This is a genomic window from Exiguobacterium sp. N4-1P (assembly GCF_002214325.1).
This window is the reverse complement of sequence record NZ_CP022236.1, coordinates 443,510-462,227: the sequence shown is the minus strand read 5'-3', so window position 1 is coordinate 462,227 and position 18,718 is coordinate 443,510. Positions and strand designations below refer to the sequence as shown.

The window sequence follows — 18,718 nt, the reverse complement described above, 5'->3', positions numbered from 1 at the left end:
ATATATATACATAGACTTTCAAAAAAAGAAACCCTTTTTACAGGATTTCTTTAAAATTTCTCAATTAAACTTTCTTTTCCATCGTTCGGTGTGGGATGCCGGCATCATCAAATTCGTCGGACATGATGTTGTATCCTAAGCCTTGATAAAAAGGAATCGCTTGAACTTGAGCACCAAGCGTCAAGATGCTCCGACCCTCTCGTCTCGCCACGCGTTCCATTGCTCGCATCAGCTCACCGCCGTAGCCTTTCCCACGTGTCGCAGCTAGCGTCGCAACACGTTCGACCTTCATCCGTTGATCGTCGTAGGGACGTGTCCGTCCTGTCGCGACAGGGCGATTTTGTTCGTCAAGGACAAGCAAGTGAATCGCTGTTTCGTCATGGGTATCATATTCAAGATTACGAGGAACCCCTTGTTCTTCGACGAAGACCCGTTCGCGAATCATTCGGACTGCTTGGTGCTGCTCTGCTGTTTTTACTTGAATCACTGTCATGTTACTTGTTCCTCCTTCAATCGTTCTATGTAAGCAACTGCATCCTCATGCGTGTTGAACATCGCCTGTGCGACGTGCTCGCTACCACCACCACGTCCATTGAACGTCTTCAAATGGACTTTGGCAAATTTCCCAAGGTGGACCGGACTTGATCCTTGCATCAATAATTTTTTAGCTGATTCGTTCCAAATGAGTCCGAGACGTCCTGCTTCCGCAATCGCTTTGACTAGTCTTTCAGAGAATGGCAATGCCTCGTCAGCATGGTTTACGAAAATCCAATCCTCCGTCGACGCCAGTAGTTTATTGAGTTCCGTACGGACATGTGCGGCTTGAACTGTTTCAATCATCCGATTCAAGCGAACGACATCTTGTTTTAATTCTTCGACGGCTTGCGGCAGCTGCTCTTTTTTAGCCGATAACAATTGAGCGGTTTCACGCAAGGCACGTCTTTCCTTCGTTAACAACTCAAATGCGCGCCCTTTCGCGACGTACATCAGTCGAATATTCCCCCGAACCCGCTCCTGCCCTGTCAAGATAATCAATTCTAAATCAGCTGTCGATTCGAGGTGTGTTCCTCCACAGGCGCTATAGTCCAGTTCACCGATTTGGACGACACGAATCTTTCCTGTCACTTGGGGTGTTTTACGTAAAGGCAGTGCGAGTGCCGCCGCCTCGTCGTACTCGTTCGCCGTAATCGGTAACGCCGATGTAATGACGTGGCGCAATCTTTTTTCAAGACGCGCTTGCAAGGCATCATTCCATTCACCTGCTTCAATATCTAGTGTCGATTCTTCAGAGCCCGTCCGAAAACTTAATGTCTTGATATTGAACTCGTCCTGCAAAATCGCTGAGATTACGTGTTGCGCCGTATGTTGTGCCGCATGATCCGTCCGGACGGCGTCATCGATGACGCCCGTAACAGTACCTTCGATTTTTTGATCAACTTGATGCCACACGATACCGGCTTTAAGTTGAACGTCACGAACCTTCAAATCGTTTAATGTCCCTCGATCCGCCGGCTGTCCGCCACTCTCCGGATAAAAATAACTTTCTTCTAAAGCAACCCAGTATCCGTGTTCTTCTTTAACATCCGTCACGCGTGTCACGAACTTTCGGACCGCAGGATAAATTTGCTCCAGTCGCATGTCTACCCCACCTTTCTCAATCTATTCATTTGCTATTATGCCATATTTCGCCTAGTATCGTTTGTCGACTTGTCCATTTCCTAGTACACTAGATGAAAGACTATCGACCGCGAAGGGACGAAATGCCGTGATTCAGCACATCAATAAAAATTCACCACTCCCCATCTACTATCAAATTGAAGCTGCATTAAAACAACAAATCGAAGGCGGGGTGTTGCAACCCGGCGATTTAATTCCTTCTGAACGCGAATTTGCTGAAGCCCATCAAATTAGCCGGATGACCGTCCGCCAAGCCATCACGAATCTTGTCAACGCCGGCTATTTGATTCGTCAAAAAGGACGCGGCACATTCGTTGCGAATAAAAAAATCGTCATGCAATTATCTGGACTGACAAGCTTTTCGGAAGAAATGGAACATTTAGGGCTCGAACCTGCAAGCGAATTGTTGTCGTATCAGATGATTGCTGCCGAAATGACGATTGCCAATAAACTCGGAATTCGTGAAGGCGCGACCGTGTATGAATTGAAGCGACTCCGGATCGCTGATGAACAAGCGCTTGCGCTCGAGACCGTCTATATTCCGGAACAGTTGTTACCTGGATTGAATCAGGATGTTGCGACGGCGTCACTCTATGCTTTTGCTGAAGCAAGCGGACTCAACCTCGGTCGTGCAAGCCAGACGTTCGAATCACGCCTCGCGACAAAAGAAGAAGCGCAACATCTCGGACTGACGACAGCTGCGCCCGTCTTGTCGGTTGAACAATTGACTTTCCTCGCGACGGATCAACCGTTCGAGTATGTCATTTCTGCTTATCGGGGCGATCGCTATACGTTTACTGTTGAAATGGAACGCCGCCGCTAATGTTTAATATCACAAAAAGACCCTGCCGCAAAAGCCGGCAGGGTCTTTCAGCGTGTAGACAAAGTGATATCTGAAAATAAAAGTGTCTTTTTTCGTTGCTTTCCTCGGGCGAGGCGCAAGCCGTTACTCCTTGGCCCTCACGGCCAACGAGCAGGGTCTTGCCTGCCTCTGAAAGTGCGTTAAAAACGCACTTTTTCCCGTAGGAGTCAACGAAACATGACGCTTTTTAGGTAATAGCGTGACGGAAGGCCGGGCATGAAGACGGTTTAGAGCGCCGCGATTCGTCTCGAATCGCTTAGAACCGCGAAAAGCAATCGGTCGCGACCCTGCAGCTTTGCTGTAGCGGCGCGGAAGATTGCCGCTTTGAAGACGAGGCGAGACAGGGAAGCGCGAACTGTTGCTTCTCGATATCACATTTTTACGTTTCATAAGAGTTTGCCTACAGTTTAAAAGACCCTGCCGCAAAAGCCGGCAGGGTCTTTTAAATCGTTATCGAGAATCAAACTTACACTTATTGAATCGTCGAATCGGTTTCTGTCGTTTGGTCCGTTTCCGCCGGTAACTCTGTTTCCTCTTTAATCGGCGCAACTTCTTGCCCCTGCATGGCTTGCGCTAAATTATTTTTGACGAGTTCTAATTGATTCGGATCCAGATGGTACTCCCATTTCCCACTGATTCCGATATAGCCTTCTCCAGCAAGCTGGTATTCCGTCGTATTTTGTAAAGCTGTCGTGTAGTCCGCGAGGCGCGTGTAGTCATTTGGACCTAAGTTTGTCTCAACATTATCTCCGACTGCGTTCAAAATATCACGGTATGCACCGAGTGAGCGGAAGCTTGCGGCTTCTTTTGCAACGGCTTGGATGACTTGCATTTGCTTTTGTCCACGACCGATGTCACCGAGTGGATCATCATGTCGGTTACGAACATAAGCGAGTGCTTGTTCTCCCGTCAGGTGCTGCATCCCTTTTTCCACGGTAATCGTATCTGCCTTACGTGCAGAATCTTGTTCTTTAAATGCATAACGGACGTCAAGATCGACACCGTTTAATGCATCGATCAATTGAACGAATCCTTGGAAATTTACTTTGACGACATGATCAATTTGAATCCCGAGAAGATTCTCCGTTGTCTCACGCGCTAACTTAATCCCGTTGTATGAGTTCGATTGATCCATCGAACCAAAATAATGCGCGTGGGTAATCTTATCTTGTTCGACCCCTGTTTTTCCATAAGGTACATCATAGTTCGAGTAGTCGATGTTGACGAGTGAATCACGCGGAATACTCGTTAAAACGAGTTGCTCCGACTCTTTATTCAAGATACCGACAATCATGACGTCAGAACGTGCCGGTTCATTCCGATCTTTACTTGCTTTTGTTTCATCGGTTCCTAAAATCAAGAAGGATTCGGACGGGACATCATCATATTTCGAACTCACTTTTGAGCCGGGGATTGTAATCTGTGTTTTTGCTAAAGTTTCTTGTGTTTTTATAAAAACCGCTCCAGCATAACCAGAACCAATCACTGTTAGAAGTAATAAAAGTGCTGCTACCACTTTTATGAACATCTTACCAGCGCTCGGTTGCCTCTTTCTTGCTGATCTCGTTTGCATGTTCAAGCCCTCATTTTCACGTAAATTTTCTGTAAAGTGCGCTAATCTCCATTATCCCTACATTTACTGAAATGTCAATTTACGATTCGATTAAACTATGACGCTTGCAACAGCATGCATTAAAGACATCGTATCTCCTAGCGAAAAAAGATGTCCGGGAAACCGCATAGCGGAATCACGTACCTCCTGTAGTCAATCATTTTTTGAACTACCTCCACCTACGCTTCACTTAGAGGTGGAGGATTCCTGAGTGATCCGACCTAACGGTCGAAACCTGATCAGGCTAACCCCGTCGTCCCGACGGTTGAAGAAGCTAAGAGGCGCTCTGCTTCTTGTTTGAGGTTCAATCCTGCGTTCACATCCCGGTCGTGATGAATCCCGCAACTCGGGCATGTCCATTCACGCAAGCCAAGATGCTTCACGTCTTTGTGTTGATGTCCGCAACTGGAGCACAGTTGACTGGAGGCGAAGGTCTTGCCGACTTTCACGATGGTTTTCCCGTACCATTCCGCCTTGTATCCGAGCATGCGGAAGAACTCCGACCAACTGACCTCGGAGATGAACTTGCTCAACTTGCGATTCTTCTGCATGTTCTTCACTTGCAAAGTCTCGATGCCGATGACGTCGTGGTTTTTGACGATTTCGGTCGATACCTTGTGCAGGAAATCGGTTCGCTTGTTGGCGATCTTCTCGTAGATGCGGGCGACCTTCCGCTTCTGCTTCTGATAGTTCTTCGCCTCGGAAAGTTTTCCTTTCTTGTCCAAGGCCAACCGTTGACGACGAGAAAGCTTGCGTTGCTCGCGCGCCAGCTTTTTCTCAAGCGAACGGAAGTAACGGTCATTCTTGTACACCGTGCCGTCCGACAGGATGGCGAAGTGCTTCAACCCGACATCGACGCCGACGGATGAGCCCGTCTTCGGCATTTCGTTGCTCTCCTGCTCGACGAGCAGGGAGACGAAGTATTTTCCTGAAGCGTTACGCCGGATGGTCGCGTTCAAGATGCGTCCGACGACCTGCCTCGAGTTAGCGAAACGCACCCACTTCAGCTTTGGAATTTTGATTTTGGCGCCAACGATCGAGACTTCTGGAAGTTGAGACTTGCCTTGAATGTTCGTCTTGTACGATTGAACGGGATTGCTCTTCGACTTGAAGCGAGGACGTTCGTTCTGTTTCTTGAAGAAGCGGTCAAAGGCATCAGCAAGATGTTTGACGCTCGTCTGCACAGACGTGCTATCGACTTCCTTCAGCCAGTCGAACGCCTGCTTCAACGACGGGAGTTCTTTCGAACAAGACCCGAAGGACAGTCCTTTACCTGTCGCTTTATACGTCTCATCCCACTTCGCTAAGAAATGGTTGAAGACGAAGCGCGAACAACCGATCGTCTTCGCGATCAGGATTTCCTGCTCTTTTGTCGGATAGATTCTGAATGTGTAGGCCTTGTGTGTCGGCATGATGTTCACCTCCTTACAACGGATATAACTGAAAGAGAGGGTGGCGATTCATCTCCCACTTTCACTAGGGCTTCACCCTGATCGTTTAGAAGTGGACGTATTCTCGCCTGATTTAGATAAAATTCGTATAGGCTGCGCGTCCAGTACGTTTCGCTTCTTCAGACAATAAGGCGGCAGCTTCCTCGTCCAGGACAATCATCACGTCAGCATGACGTTGTAGAATCGTCGCCGGACAATCGGGCGTCGCCGGACCTTCCATCATATCGCGCACGGCTTCTGCTTTTCTGGCACTAGAGGCTACGAGCAAGATTTTTTTCGCTTCCATGATCGTACCGAGCCCCATCGTGATTGCATGTGACGGAACATCTTCTAACTTTTCGAAGAACCGCTGATTCGCTTCACGCGTCGATTCTGTCAACTTCGTTACGTGAGTCGTCGCGTCAAATGAGGTGCCGGGTTCGTTGAAGGCAATATGTCCGTTCGAACCGATTCCAAGCAATTGAAGATCGACACCAAGCTTACGAACCAGGTGTTCATAACGTTCACTTTCTGCATGGGCATCTTCCGTATCTCCGAATGGAAGATATGATTTCTTGAAGGCAACTGCATTAAACAGATGTTCCTTCATGAACGTGTGATAACTTTGCGGATGCGTCGGACTAAGTCCGACATATTCATCAAGATTGACCGTCGTCACGTGCGAACAGTCTAATGTATCTTGACACCACTCTTCATAGACGCCGACAGGCGAACTCCCTGTCGCCAGCCCAATCGTCAACCCCTCCTCTTGCCGTTGAATTTCATTTTTGAGAAGTTGATACGTGACTTGTGCCAATTCTTCAGCCTTTTCGACAATCATCCATTTCATAAAAATAGACTCCCTTCATTTTTTAAATGTATGGACTGCTCCACGATGAATCGTCCGCTCGACAAATAATGATTCATCTAACACAACGAAATCAGCATCTTTACCAATCTCGAGCACCCCTTTTTTCGTCAGACCAAATTCTTCTGCCTGATTGATTGAAGTCATCCGTACCGCTTCTTCAAGGGAACACCCTGTAAAGGCAATAATATTCCGGAGCGCTTGATCCATCGTCAGGACACTTCCGGCTAAATTTCCGCTCGCTAGTCGCGCTGCTCCATCTTTTACGTCGACCGCTTGGCCACCGAGCTCATACTGACCTTCTGGTAAGCCTTTTGCCCGCATCGCGTCCGTGATGACGGTCAACCGGCTTGCTCCTTTCATCCGGTACGCAAAATCAACCATTTCTTTTGCACTATGAATCCCGTCCGGAATGATTTCCGCACGAACCGCTGGATTGAGTAGACAGTATCCGACTGTTCCCGGCTCGCGATGATGCAGTGCCCGCATCTGATTGTACAAGTGTGTCCCGTGGACGACGTTCCCTTGCTCATTCTGCTCGTATGTTGCGTCGGTATGGCCGGCTGACGGAACTGCCCCCGTCAGACGGACCGCTTCTTCAAATGCCCGCGCTCCCGGTCGTTCGGGTGCATAGGTGACGAGTTTAATCTGACCACCTGCTGCCTGCTGCCACTTTAAAAATTGTTCGACGTCCGGCTCAACGATATAGTCGAGTGGTTGGGCACCCGCATAATCCGGATTAATAAACGGTCCCTCGAGATGAATGCCTTCAATCGTCGTTGTCTCGGTTTCCATCACTTGCCGCGCCGCCTCGAGTGCGCGCGTAATTTGACTCCAGTCTTGTGTGATCGTCGTCGCAAAAAAGGACGTGACACCTTCCGCTAACATCGCTTGACTAAGACGCATTAAGCCTTTTTTATCGGCGTCCATCGTATCGACGTCATATCCCCCATGAATATGAACATCGATCATTCCTGGAATCAATTGCTTCCCTTCTAAATCAAGTACCCCTTCTTCCGCCACTGGTACATACTTCGTCATATCGCCTAGCTCGCTGATCGTCTCTTCAAACCGAATGAATCCCTTCTCTATCACGGTCTGACCCGTATAGATGTTCGCATTGATGATGACAGTCATATCTTCGCTTCCTTTCTTGCTTTGCCTCAAGAGTCGTTTCTCTCTGTTTAGTATAACGCCTCTATTTCTAGTTGTATAGACCTTTATACATTTGTTTAATAAAAAAAGAAGATTCCACACATTCACTGGAATCTTCCCTGATTGATAAACGCGTAATCCTCACCGTCATGGCAGTAACACACGGTCTTTCTTTTTAGAAATGAGACGTGTCACTTTTAAAATCGCAATCGTCAACGATTGACGTTTGCGATACGCCAAGTAACGTCCTTCCCACTTTGGATCATATTTTTCTTTGTAGCGTCTTAGGCCTGTAAAGCTATACATGTAACGAATGTTATTGAAGACGTCAGCCGCGACACGTTCTTGCCAAAATGACGTTTCGTCTTCTCCAACAGCAGATAGTGGTGCCATTCCCATATTGAACGTATGATAGCCTGCTTCTTTTGCATACTCAAACAAACGGATGAACATCGCATCCATAATCCCATTCGGTCCATCAGGACGGAAGCGCATCAAATCGATTGATAAGACACCGTCTTGATAAGCAGGCATGAACGTCATGAAGCCAAGCAAGTCGCCTGCCGCGTCACGCATGATTCCAACGGGTGCTTGATTCAAATAGTCTGACTGAAAGTATCCGAGTGAAAACCCTTTTTCTACTTTGTTCCCTAACCAGTCATCTGATACGTCACGTAACGATGTAAGTAAGGCATTTGAAAATGGCGGTTTTACAACTTCAAACGTCATGCCTTCTCGTTCAAAACGATTTTTAATGGAACGTAGTCCAGCTCGCTTCTTACCGGAAACCGTAAACGTCGTAATATCAACAATTGCTTCTTCGCCTAACTTAAAAAAGTTAAAACCAAAATCATGATACAGGGACATGTTTTGCGCCTGAATCTGATAGATGTTCGGAATGTAGCCCAAATCCTCGACGCGTCGTAGAAACGTACCAATCAATTGCGAATGTTCATCCGGGTTCCCACTCGGGTCACCCAACACAATAATCCGATTTCCTGTCTGACTGAATTGAAGAAATGCCCGACCCGATTCTGAGAAGAAAAATCGTTTATCCCCTAAAAAAGCCAAATGACTCAAGTAGTTTCCGCCTTCTTCCGTCAACGTCTGACGGACTTTCATTTCATCAAAAGCCTCTCCGAGGACCGGATGGTTAAACGTGTTGAACAGGCGAATGAACACTAACAAGTAAACAAGTGCAAAAATCGTTGCACTTGCTGCAAACATCGAAATTTCATGAGACGGATACACTTCCGTTCCGTCTGCAGACCCTAACGTATAAAACGTATACCCGAAGAAAACAAATCCACCGAGGTAAAGTATCCCGGCCAACGATGCACGCATTAAGCGCATCGTCGTAATCAGCGTCCGCTCGCGGTGGAAAGATTTTGCCGAAACCGTCAGCAAAATGAGCACAACGAGAACCGCAGAAAGCGAGATTAAGTTGAATCCTCGTAAGGCCATCCCAATCAGTGCGAAGAATGATGCCCCGTATACCATATAGAGCGAACGTTTCGTCCGTCGATATAACGAGGGTGCCAGTAAGACGAATAATAACCCGCCCATCAAGAAGAAACTGTTCCCAAGTAGTAATAATTCATGCGGTAAACGGGCTTCTAGAAAATCGTATTGTGACGAGACCGGCGGTAAAATCGCAAGTCCCCAAATCGCAATACCTGCGAGCAACGTGATCAAGGCTAACGCAAAATGACGGACCTTACTTAAAAAGCGCAGTTGCAAGCGCCAAATGACTCCACCGACTTCGACGGATGGTCCGACGATCGGCTTATCTTCAATCATTTTGACAACAGGTCCACTAAATTCGCGTGCTGAGAACACCAGCCCAATCACAAAGGGCACTATGTAATAGACCAGACGGTAAATCAACAGTCCCGTCAAGACGCTTCCTTCCGCTACACCAGCGCGTTGCATACCAATCAAAAAAACCAAGTCAAACGAACCAAAACCCCCGGGAACCATCGAAATCAATCCGGCCGTCGCCGCGATGATGAATACACCGATGACTTTCGCAAAACTGACGTCCGTTCCGAGTGCCTGTAAAATTAAATAGACGACGACACCGGCACTGAACCATTCTACGAGCGAGACGAGTGAATACAGTACGATCGACGATGGTCGAATGCTACTCGCCCCGCGTCTGAACGTAAACAGGAGATATAAAGGGAAGAAAAGTGCGACACCAATGATAACGGGCCAAAGCCATTTTTTAAAATCGAGCACTTCGAACGCCGGGAAAATATTTAATAAAGACAATGCAGATAAAATCGATAGTCCACTAATCAACGTCGGCGCCATCCAGCCGATTGCCTTCAGGAGACGACTTCCTTCAACGAAAGGCCGATAAAGCGCCGTCCGAACCCCCATACCGGCAAGACCACCAAATCCGATGATTCCGTTAAACGAATTCGCAATCCACGAAGCCCGGAAGACGAGTCCGAGCGGCGCTTTGACCTCCAAAGAACGTAACAGGATGACGTCATAAAAGAACATCGTCGCGACGGCAAGGAGACCGGCACCGACTAAAAGAATGAACTTCCATGATGGGATTTGCTGAATGGCTTGAATCGATTCATTTAAAGATAAATTTTTCAATTCACTTTGTCCTTGATACAAGATAAAGAGAATTAAAGCAATCGGTAAAATAATTTTCGCGATCGTAACGATTCGTTGTTTATTGAGCTTCATCCAACAACCTCCTTTGACTTCTTGACGAGATAGACCAATCGTAAGAGCAATAACGTTGCTCCGACCGCAAGACCAATAATGAGTCCCCACCAGTAACCGTCCGGTCCAAGTGTCGTAAACCGTTCGAAATAAAAACCGAGCGGTAAGCCAATCACCCAGTACGCCGAAATCGTCAAAATGAATGTGGCATTGACATCTTTAAAACCACGTAACGCGCCTTGAGTCGGTGCTGCGACCGCATCGGATAACTGAAAGAAAATCGCGAGAATCATGAAATGTGCGGCTAGATTGATTACTTCCGGATCATTGCTATAGAGTGCCGCGACCCGTTCATTTTGTAAGTACAAGAGTCCGCCGGAGAAGAGCGAGACAGCAATACATAATAACAGCCCAATCCAAATGTACTGGACGGCATCCTTGACGCGTTTCGCCCCAACTTCGTACCCGACAGTGATCGTCAAAGCTGACGCAGCTGACAGGGGGAGCATGTAGACGAAGGATGCAAAGTTGATTGCAGCTTGATACGCACCGATTACGACATCCCCATACGCACCGAGTAACAACGTCACGGCTGAGAAAATACTGACCTCGGAAAAAATTGCTAGTCCAATCGGCGCCCCTAAAAAGACCAGTTCCTTAATCCGAGTAAAATCCGGTTTGTAGAATCGCCGTAAAATACCGAGGCGCTGGAACAGTTCCCCTTTTAGAACAATCCCGGTAATGGCGATACACAATAACCAATATGTGATTGCCGTCGCGACCCCTGCCCCGACACCCCCCAACTCCGGAAAACCAAACTTTCCGAAGATAAAGAGATAATTGAAAGCAACATTAATGGGTAAAGAGAATAATAATAATACCATCGTGATGTTTGACTTCCCGAGAGAATCGACTAATGTGCGAAGGACAAAAAAGATAAACATCGGAATGATACCAAATCCGAGCATGATGAGATAGACACGTGCGACACGTCTTGCTTCACCCGATAATTCCATCTGATTCAAAATCGGATTGACGAACAGTAAACCGAGTACTAATGTGACAACGATGATGAGTACTGAAACGTAAAGTGCCTGAACGACGATTCGTTTGACTTCACGCTCCTTCCTTGCACCCATTGCTTGCGAGACGAGCGGCGCGACGGCTAATAAAATACCCGTCAGACCTGTATAGACAGGCGCCCAAAGACTTGCTCCGACACCGACACCAGCTAAATCAGCTGAGCCGTATCGTCCAGCCATGACCGTGTCAAAAAAGCTAATCAAATAAAAAGCGACTTGCGTCACTAAGATTGGAAAGAAAATTTTCATGAATTGTTGAATCTTTCCAGACAACGTAAACGTTTCTAACATGACTTCACCACATTCCAGAGCTAAGAAACGGCTCTATTTTAATCATTATTTCTGTCTATTAGCTTGTTCTACGTAAAAATTGTGAGGAGGGATTCATATGAATCATCGCGATACTGAAAACTTAACGTTCGAACTACTTGAAACGTGGGCGACATTCAACCACTATGCAAAAGAAGCCCAACAATTTAAAAATCCGGAAGATGTCCACCAAGCAAGAATCCGTCTTCGGAAGTTGATTACGTTCGCTACACTTGTCGGTGAGACGGATGAACCTGTTTATCTGATTTGGAGACGACTGATGCGCGCATTTGGCGAGGTCCGTGATTTAGACGTCCAACTCGAACAACAATCTGTCACGTCACCCGTCGAGCAACTATTCGCCGAACACCTCGCGCTCCAACTCCAAGGAAAACGAGCAACGCTACTTGAAACGATGCATCTGCTCATCTCAAGTGAACTCGATAAATCCGTCCGTCGTTTCTTAGCAGGACCGCTGACAAAACGATTAAAACGGATGGATGAAAACGATTTGATTCACGCGGCAAAAAAACAATTTGATAAAAAAGCACAAAAATACGAAAAAGTGCACCATACAGAAGGACAAAAAAGAATCCAAAAGATGCACGAATTACGTCTTGCGACAAAGTACTACCGCTATACATTAGAATACTTGCGTCCTTATACCACTCTTCCGAAGTCGACCGTCGATCGTCTAAAACGCGTTCAGACCCAGCTTGGCCAAATCAATGATACCTACAACCGGCTCGAACGGTGGCGCGCGTTTACACCACCGGATGAATACCAATTGAAACGCGCAAAAGAAGTTGCACGACTCGAACAAGCCTTAGTGACGGCACTGGACGACTTTTCACTCGCTTAAGGGTGACGCTGGACGAGCAGCTCGAGCATTTTTGTGCCCGCAATTGAGTTTCCTTTTAAATCGAGGGCTGGTCCAAAAATACCGATTCCGAGATCTGCCATATCGAAATCACTACGTCCACAGGCCACGATGGCACCCGAGACACCACTTTTCCCGGGAAGTCCGACTTGAACAGAAAACTCACCAGAAGCATCATACATGCCGCACGTCGTCATGATCGCACGAATGATTCGCGCATTACGACGAGAGATGACTTGATGGCCGGATGGTGTTTTTCCTGACTGGCTTAAAATTTTACCCATCATCGCGAGTCCTTTACAGTTCGTCAAGATTGCGCATTGTTTTGTGTAGACATCGATGATTTCTTCGACGTTTCCTTCAATGACTCCGTGATAGCGCATGAAGTACAGCAATGCCCGGTTCAAATCCGTCGTTTCGAATTCGGATTTTGCGACTTCCGCGTCGTACTTGACCATCTCGACTTCGATGTCGAGCAGACTCGCGATGAATTCACGCAGTTTGAGCAGTTTATCTGCCGCATCTTCCCCAGGTAACATACTCGTCACGGCAAGCGCTCCTGCATTGATCATCGGGTTGAGCGGTTTTGTTGGAATCGTCTCCTCAAGCTTCGCGATCGAGTTGAAGGCATCCCCCGTCGGCTCCATTCCAACTTTTGAAAAGACATAATCCTCACCAAATGTTTCGAGAACAAAAGCAAGTGTGATAATTTTAGAGACACTTTGTAACGTAAATAAAGTGTCCGCCTCACCAGCAGACACAAATGTCCCGTCGGCATTGCAAACTGCGATTCCAAGTTGCGTCGGTTCTGACTTCGCAAGCTCCGGAATATAACTCGCAACTTGTCCGAGTACTGCATAAGGACGGCATTCATCAATTAATTCTTCTAGTTGTTGTTGTGTAACGTTCATGTACTTCCCTCTTCCTGTTTTTTTATAGCTTATCATGCTTTGTCAGAACGAGATATGGCAAGACGTAGTTTTGTCTGTGAAAGCAAAAAGCTCGGGAAAAGTTACTGTAAAAACAACAAAAAAATCTGAACATCATCGAGATTCATACTTTGAATGTCGACGACGTTCAGATTTTTTAACAAGCAGACGTTCCATCAACGAATGACGAGTTCTGAACCGTCTGCGTCGATCGCGACGTGCGACCCATCCTGGATTTCCCCGCTGATCAGTGCACGGGCCAGTTTTGTCTCGATCGTCCGCTGGATATAACGATTGATTGGACGGGCACCGTACTGAGGTTCGAAGGCTTCATCGAAGATTAACGTTTTGGCGGCTTCTGTCACATCAATCGTAATTTCCCGACCTGATAAACGATCTGCCATCTTCGCGACCGCTTTATCGATGATCCGCTCGATTTCTGCGCGGTGCAATGGATGGAATAAAATCGTGTCATCAATCCGGTTCAAGAATTCGGGCCGGAAATGATTTTTCAGTTCTTGACGGACAGCTTCTTCTTCGGCTGGATCAATGTAACCATCTTTGGCTGCTTCTAACAAAATGTTCGCTCCAATATTCGAGGTCATGATGACAATCGTGTTTTTAAAGTCAACGACACGTCCTTGTGCGTCCGTCAAGCGGCCATCATCAAGCAGTTGAAGCAGGATATTGAACACATCGCCATGTGCTTTCTCGATTTCATCAAATAAGAGAACCGAGTACGGACTGCGACGGACCGCTTCTGTCAGTTGTCCGCCTTCTTCGTATCCGACATAACCCGGAGGCGCACCGACGAGACGGGACACATTGTGTTTCTCCATATATTCCGACATGTCAATCCGAATGATGTGATCTTCACTGTCGAACATCGCTGCCGCAAGTGCTTTCGCAAGCTCGGTTTTCCCGACACCGGTCGGACCGAGGAAGAGGAACGAACCGATCGGCCGGTTCGGGTCCTTGATTCCGGCCCGAGCCCGGATGACGGCGTCTGATACAAGGCGGACGGCTTCGTCCTGACCGAAGACCCGTGTATGCAGCGTATCTTCGAGATGGAGCAACTTCTCCCGTTCACCTTGCGCAAGACGTGTAACCGGAATCCCCGTCCATTTCGAAACGATATCTGAAATTTCTTCGTCTGTTACGGCTTCGCGGACTAACTCATGAGAGACGTGTTCTGCTGATTCTTCTGCTACATGTAACCGATTTTCGAGTTCCGGAATCTGTCCGTATTTGATTTCAGAAGCCGTATTTAAATCATACCGGCCTTCTGCTTCTTGTAAGGCAAGTTTTGCTTTTTCGAGATCTGCCCGCAGCTGCTGGACACCTTGCGAACTTTCTTTTTCATGTTCCCACCGTGTCCGAAGCGCACTCTCATCTTCACGCGCTGAACTTAATTCTTGTTGCAGCGTCTCAAGGCGTTTACGCGAGGCCTCGTCCGTTTCTTTTTTAAGAGCTGCCTCTTCGATTTCAAGTTGCATGACCCGGCGAACGAGTGAATCAAGTTCCGCTGGCATCGATTCCATATCCGTCCGAATCATCGCGCACGCTTCATCGACTAAGTCGATCGCTTTGTCCGGCATGAACCGATCCGTAATATAGCGATCGGAGAGAATGGCCGCTGCGACTAGGGCATTATCATGGATTCTGACACCATGGTGAATTTCAAACCGTTCTTTTAATCCGCGCAAAATCGAAATCGTATCTTCGACGTCCGGTTCTGCGACGAGGACTTGTTGGAACCGGCGCTCGAGTGCCGGATCTTTTTCAATATATTTCCGATATTCATCGAGTGTCGTCGCTCCGATACAGTGCAACTCACCACGGGCGAGCATCGGTTTGAGCATGTTACCGGCGTCCATCGCCCCTTCTGTTTTTCCGGCTCCGACAATCGTATGCAGCTCATCGATGAAGAGAAGGATTTGCCCTTCTGCTTCCTTGACCTCGTTCAAGACGGCTTGCAAACGTTCCTCAAATTCACCCCTGTATTTTGCACCTGCAACGAGCGTACTCATATCCAGGCTAAACAACTGTTTGTTTTTTAAGCTCTCCGGTACATCACCACGCACGATACGTTGGGCGAGTCCTTCCACGATTGCCGTCTTCCCGACACCGGGCTCACCGATCAGAACGGGATTGTTTTTTGTTTTTCGGCTGAGTATCCGGATGACGCGACGGATTTCATCGTCCCGACCGATGACGGGGTCTGTTTTCCCTGACCGAAAATCAGCGACAAGATCCCGTCCATATTTTTTTAAGACATCAAATGTCGCTTCAGGATTTTTTGTCGTCACTTTCCGATTACCACGCATCGCTATGATGGCTTCGCGTAATGTTTCTTCCGTCACACCTTGCCCCCGTAAATATTGTGTTGCAGGACTCGTTTGTTTCGAGAGTGCGAGTAAGAGGTGTTCGACCGAAACATACTCATCTTGCATCAAACGGGCTTCTGTTTCCGCTTCCGTCAACACGTTCAATAAAGAACTACTGATCCGTGGTGTCGAGACTTGCGCGAGCGCCGGTAATTTTTCAATCGCTTGATTGATGGCTTGTTCCATCTGATCCATCCGCTGATCGAGTTTTTCAAAGACGATCCGAGCGATTCCTTCTTCCTGTGCGATTAAAGCGAGTAATAAATGCCACTCTGTGATTTCACTATGCCGACGTTGTTTCGCAATCGCTTGCGCTGATACGATTGCCTCATGAGCACGATCCGTTAATTTCTCAAAGTCCATGTCGCATTACTCCTTTACTGATAATTGATTTTCCCATTCTTCATAAAACGTTGCATCCATCTCAGGCAACTTCACTTCTAATTGAACAAGTAAAGCACCCCGATGCCCGTCTTGATTACTTAAGCCACGATTTGGAATGCGTAGTCTTGCACCTGGTTTCGTCCCCGGCTTGACCTTTAACTTGACACGTTTTCCTTCAAGCGTATCGGCAATCACTTCGCCACCCAAGACAAACGTCGTCGGATACACACGAACCGTTGAAATGACATCCTGTTCGTGTCGACGGAATCGGTCGTCATCTTTGAGATGAATCGTCACGTAGACGTCACCCGCCACTCCACTTCGGTTACGCAATGAACTTTTTCCGCGTAAACGAACTTTCTTCCCTTCGTAGACGTCTTTCGGAAGACTCATCTGAATCGTCCCTGAAGCTAAACGAATCGTTACTTTTTCATTTGTACTGAGGTGACTGAGTGGTACCGTCAGTTCAAGTTCTTCATCCGTCGATTCTTCTTCTTGGTTAAAAAACGAACCAAACATGTCTTCAAAACCAAAGGATTGACCGCCACCGGTCGGTCGAGACTGTCGTCCATTGTATTGACGGAAGATGTCCTCGTAGTCTGCTGATTGCCCCGGACCCGCGCCAGCCATGCGTTCAAAGTCACTTCCATAACGATCATACTGCGTCCGTTTTTCTTCATCCCCGAGGACATCAAAAGCCTCCTGAATATCTTTAAAACGGCGATCTGCACTCGCCTCTTTATTGACGTCCGGGTGAAACTGTTTCGCAAGTTTCCGATACGCTCGTTTGATGTCTTGATTCGTTGCCGACTTTTCGACACCAAGCGTCCGGTAATAATCTTTTGCCATCTCACTTCACTCCTTCACTTATTAACTCTGTATCTTAATTATAAAATCGAATCGTCAATTGGTCAAATATAGTCAAACTTTTTTGTCACGGCTTCTCTTCATCTTTTCACTTTACGGTTTTTCTTCAAACAAGTTTCATGAACCGACTCATGCTATACTGATACCCATAGTTATTCACAAGAAGGAGCGATAAACAAATGGATGGAAAAAAACGTGCAGACGTCAAGCCTGGACTACGTGTCAGCATCGTCTTAAAGCAAGATCAGCGTACGGGGAAACGGACGGAAGGAATCGTCAAAGACTTATTGACGAAATCACCGAACCACCCGCACGGCATTAAAGTACGCCTTGAAGATGGTCAAGTCGGTCGTGTTCAGGAAATTCTTTAAGTAGATAAAAAGGCGTTCCCGTCGTGGAACGCCTTTTTCGATTACCGTGTCGCTAAATAACGTAATGTCGCTTCGACTAATATCTTCGCTGCATCGACCATCGCCGGCTCTTCAAAGTCAAAGCGTGGATGATGATGCGGATAATGTGATGCATCACCTGCACCGGTAAAGAAGAACGTCCCCGGAACTTCCTTTAAATAATAGGCAAAGTCTTCCCCGCCCATTGTCGGATCAATTTCAAATACACTTGTATCCCCGATCACGTCGCGGGCGACAGCTTCTAAAAAACGTGTCTCAACCAAGTCATTGATGACAGCCGGATACCCTGTTTCATAGTGAAACGTATACGTCGCACCCGCTGCATCACAAATCCCTTTAATCGTCCGCTCCATCTCCGAGACGATTTTTTGAGCAACCGTCTCATCAAACGTCCGGACGGTCCCCGTCAATTGTGCCCGGTCAGCAATGACGTTGAACGTATTCCCGGCATGAAGCGTCCCGATCGTCAAGACGGCTTGCTGCAATGGATCGAGACGACGGCTGACGATACTTTGAAGTTCTTTGACGATGGTCGCCCCGAGTAGTACGGCATCAATCGTTTCGTGCGGTTTTGCCCCGTGTCCGCCTCGGCCGAACAACGTTAACTCGAATTTATCCGCCGCTGCCATGACGGGACCGACCCGTGTTCCGATCGTCCCCAGCTGGGTCGTCGACCAAAGGTGCGTTCCGAAGATGACATCGACTCCGTCAAGACAGCCGTCAGCAATCATCTCACGCGCTCCCCCCGGTACCACTTCTTCTGCATGCTGGTGAATCAAGACGACATTTCCCGTCAGCTGTTCTTTTTGACTGGCGAGAACTTCCGCAACGGCGAGTAATGTCGCGGTATGACCATCATGACCACACGCGTGCATGACTCCTGGAACAGTCGAACGATAATCAACCGTTTTTTCATCTTGAATCGGTAACGCATCAAAATCTGCCCGTAATGCGACCGTTTTCCCCGGTTTTCCTCCTCGAATCGTTCCGACGACACCACGTCCTCCGACATTTCGTCGGACTTCGATTCCAAGTTCTTCGAGACGACTTGCGATATAATTCGGTGTCTCAACCTCATGAAAAGAAAGTTCAGGATGTTGATGTAAATATCGTCGGCGTTCAACCATTTCCGGAAATAGCTGTTCGATCCGGCTCGCTATCGACTGATCCACTAAGTAGCC

At 47.5% G+C, this 18,718-nt stretch carries 15 protein-coding genes; 3 read left to right on the top strand and 12 right to left on the bottom strand.

The window, feature by feature from the left end:
• Nucleotides 1–64: 64 nt before the first annotated feature.
• Nucleotides 65–493 carry a GNAT family N-acetyltransferase gene (locus A0126_RS02395; protein WP_088836301.1) on the bottom strand — a complete coding sequence of 143 codons (429 nt, stop codon included), beginning with the start codon at nucleotides 491–493 and terminating at the stop codon, nucleotides 65–67.
• On the bottom strand, nucleotides 490–1,638 hold the full coding sequence (locus A0126_RS02390; RefSeq protein ID WP_088836300.1) for an alanine--tRNA ligase-related protein: 1,149 nt from the start codon (nucleotides 1,636–1,638) through the stop codon (nucleotides 490–492). Before A0126_RS02390 ends, A0126_RS02395 begins: the two co-directional genes overlap by 4 nt.
• Nucleotides 1,639–1,765: 127 nt before the next feature.
• On the opposite strand from A0126_RS02390, the gene phnF reads away from it, so the two are divergent.
• Nucleotides 1,766–2,500 carry a phosphonate metabolism transcriptional regulator PhnF gene (phnF, locus tag A0126_RS02385; protein WP_088836299.1) on the top strand — a complete coding sequence of 245 codons (735 nt, stop codon included), beginning with the start codon at nucleotides 1,766–1,768 and terminating at the stop codon, nucleotides 2,498–2,500.
• 511 nt (nucleotides 2,501–3,011) lie between these two features.
• Here the strand turns inward: phnF and A0126_RS02380 are convergent.
• The 6 genes from A0126_RS02380 to A0126_RS02355 all read right to left on the bottom strand — a co-directional run bounded on the left by A0126_RS02380 (nucleotide 3,012) and on the right by A0126_RS02355 (nucleotide 11,662).
• Nucleotides 3,012–4,112, bottom strand: a complete 1,101-nt coding sequence (locus A0126_RS02380; protein WP_088836298.1) for an LCP family protein — start codon at nucleotides 4,110–4,112, stop codon at nucleotides 3,012–3,014.
• 278 nt (nucleotides 4,113–4,390) lie between these two features.
• Complete coding sequence (gene tnpB, locus A0126_RS02375) at nucleotides 4,391–5,563, bottom strand: IS200/IS605 family element RNA-guided endonuclease TnpB (protein ID WP_088836297.1); 1,173 nt, start codon at nucleotides 5,561–5,563, stop codon at nucleotides 4,391–4,393.
• Between the two features lie 112 nt (nucleotides 5,564–5,675).
• The gene (nagB, locus tag A0126_RS02370) at nucleotides 5,676–6,431 is read right to left on the bottom strand and encodes a glucosamine-6-phosphate deaminase (RefSeq protein ID WP_088836296.1); all 756 of its coding nucleotides are present in this window, start codon (nucleotides 6,429–6,431) and stop codon (nucleotides 5,676–5,678) included.
• 15 nt (nucleotides 6,432–6,446) lie between these two features.
• Nucleotides 6,447–7,586 carry an N-acetylglucosamine-6-phosphate deacetylase gene (gene nagA, locus A0126_RS02365; RefSeq protein ID WP_088836295.1) on the bottom strand — a complete coding sequence of 380 codons (1,140 nt, stop codon included), beginning with the start codon at nucleotides 7,584–7,586 and terminating at the stop codon, nucleotides 6,447–6,449.
• Nucleotides 7,587–7,751: 165 nt separating this feature from the next.
• Nucleotides 7,752–10,310 carry a bifunctional lysylphosphatidylglycerol flippase/synthetase MprF gene (mprF, locus tag A0126_RS02360; protein WP_088836294.1) on the bottom strand — a complete coding sequence of 853 codons (2,559 nt, stop codon included), beginning with the start codon at nucleotides 10,308–10,310 and terminating at the stop codon, nucleotides 7,752–7,754.
• Nucleotides 10,307–11,662: an MATE family efflux transporter gene (locus A0126_RS02355; protein WP_088836293.1), complete on the bottom strand. Its 1,356-nt coding sequence runs from the start codon at nucleotides 11,660–11,662 to the stop codon at nucleotides 10,307–10,309. Before A0126_RS02355 ends, mprF begins: the two co-directional genes overlap by 4 nt.
• A 97-nt stretch (nucleotides 11,663–11,759) precedes the next feature.
• Here A0126_RS02355 and A0126_RS02350 point away from each other — a divergent pair, with 97 nt between their 5' ends.
• The gene (locus A0126_RS02350) at nucleotides 11,760–12,542 is read left to right on the top strand and encodes a CHAD domain-containing protein (protein WP_088836292.1); all 783 of its coding nucleotides are present in this window, start codon (nucleotides 11,760–11,762) and stop codon (nucleotides 12,540–12,542) included.
• Here A0126_RS02350 and glsA read toward each other — a convergent pair.
• The 3 genes from glsA to A0126_RS02335 form a co-directional block, all read right to left on the bottom strand.
• Entirely contained in the window at nucleotides 12,539–13,471 is a 933-nt protein-coding gene (glsA, locus tag A0126_RS02345) for a glutaminase A (RefSeq protein WP_088836291.1), read from the bottom strand. The two genes, A0126_RS02350 and glsA, sit on opposite strands and share 4 nt — an antisense overlap.
• Before the next feature lie 194 nt (nucleotides 13,472–13,665).
• On the bottom strand, nucleotides 13,666–16,239 hold the full coding sequence (gene clpB, locus A0126_RS02340) for an ATP-dependent chaperone ClpB (protein ID WP_088836290.1): 2,574 nt from the start codon (nucleotides 16,237–16,239) through the stop codon (nucleotides 13,666–13,668).
• Between the two features lie 6 nt (nucleotides 16,240–16,245).
• The gene (locus tag A0126_RS02335; protein ID WP_088836289.1) at nucleotides 16,246–17,109 is read right to left on the bottom strand and encodes a DnaJ C-terminal domain-containing protein; all 864 of its coding nucleotides are present in this window, start codon (nucleotides 17,107–17,109) and stop codon (nucleotides 16,246–16,248) included.
• Between the two features lie 197 nt (nucleotides 17,110–17,306).
• On the opposite strand from A0126_RS02335, the gene A0126_RS02330 reads away from it, so the two are divergent.
• Nucleotides 17,307–17,498, top strand: coding sequence for a YwbE family protein (locus A0126_RS02330; RefSeq protein WP_029332605.1), 192 nt, complete (start codon nucleotides 17,307–17,309; stop codon nucleotides 17,496–17,498).
• Between the two features lie 41 nt (nucleotides 17,499–17,539).
• Here A0126_RS02330 and A0126_RS02325 read toward each other — a convergent pair whose 3' ends face one another.
• Nucleotides 17,540–18,664 (bottom strand): M20 family metallopeptidase, encoded by a 1,125-nt coding sequence (locus A0126_RS02325; protein WP_088838420.1) that lies wholly within the window; start codon nucleotides 18,662–18,664, stop codon nucleotides 17,540–17,542.
• Nucleotides 18,665–18,718: the final 54 nt, after the last annotated feature.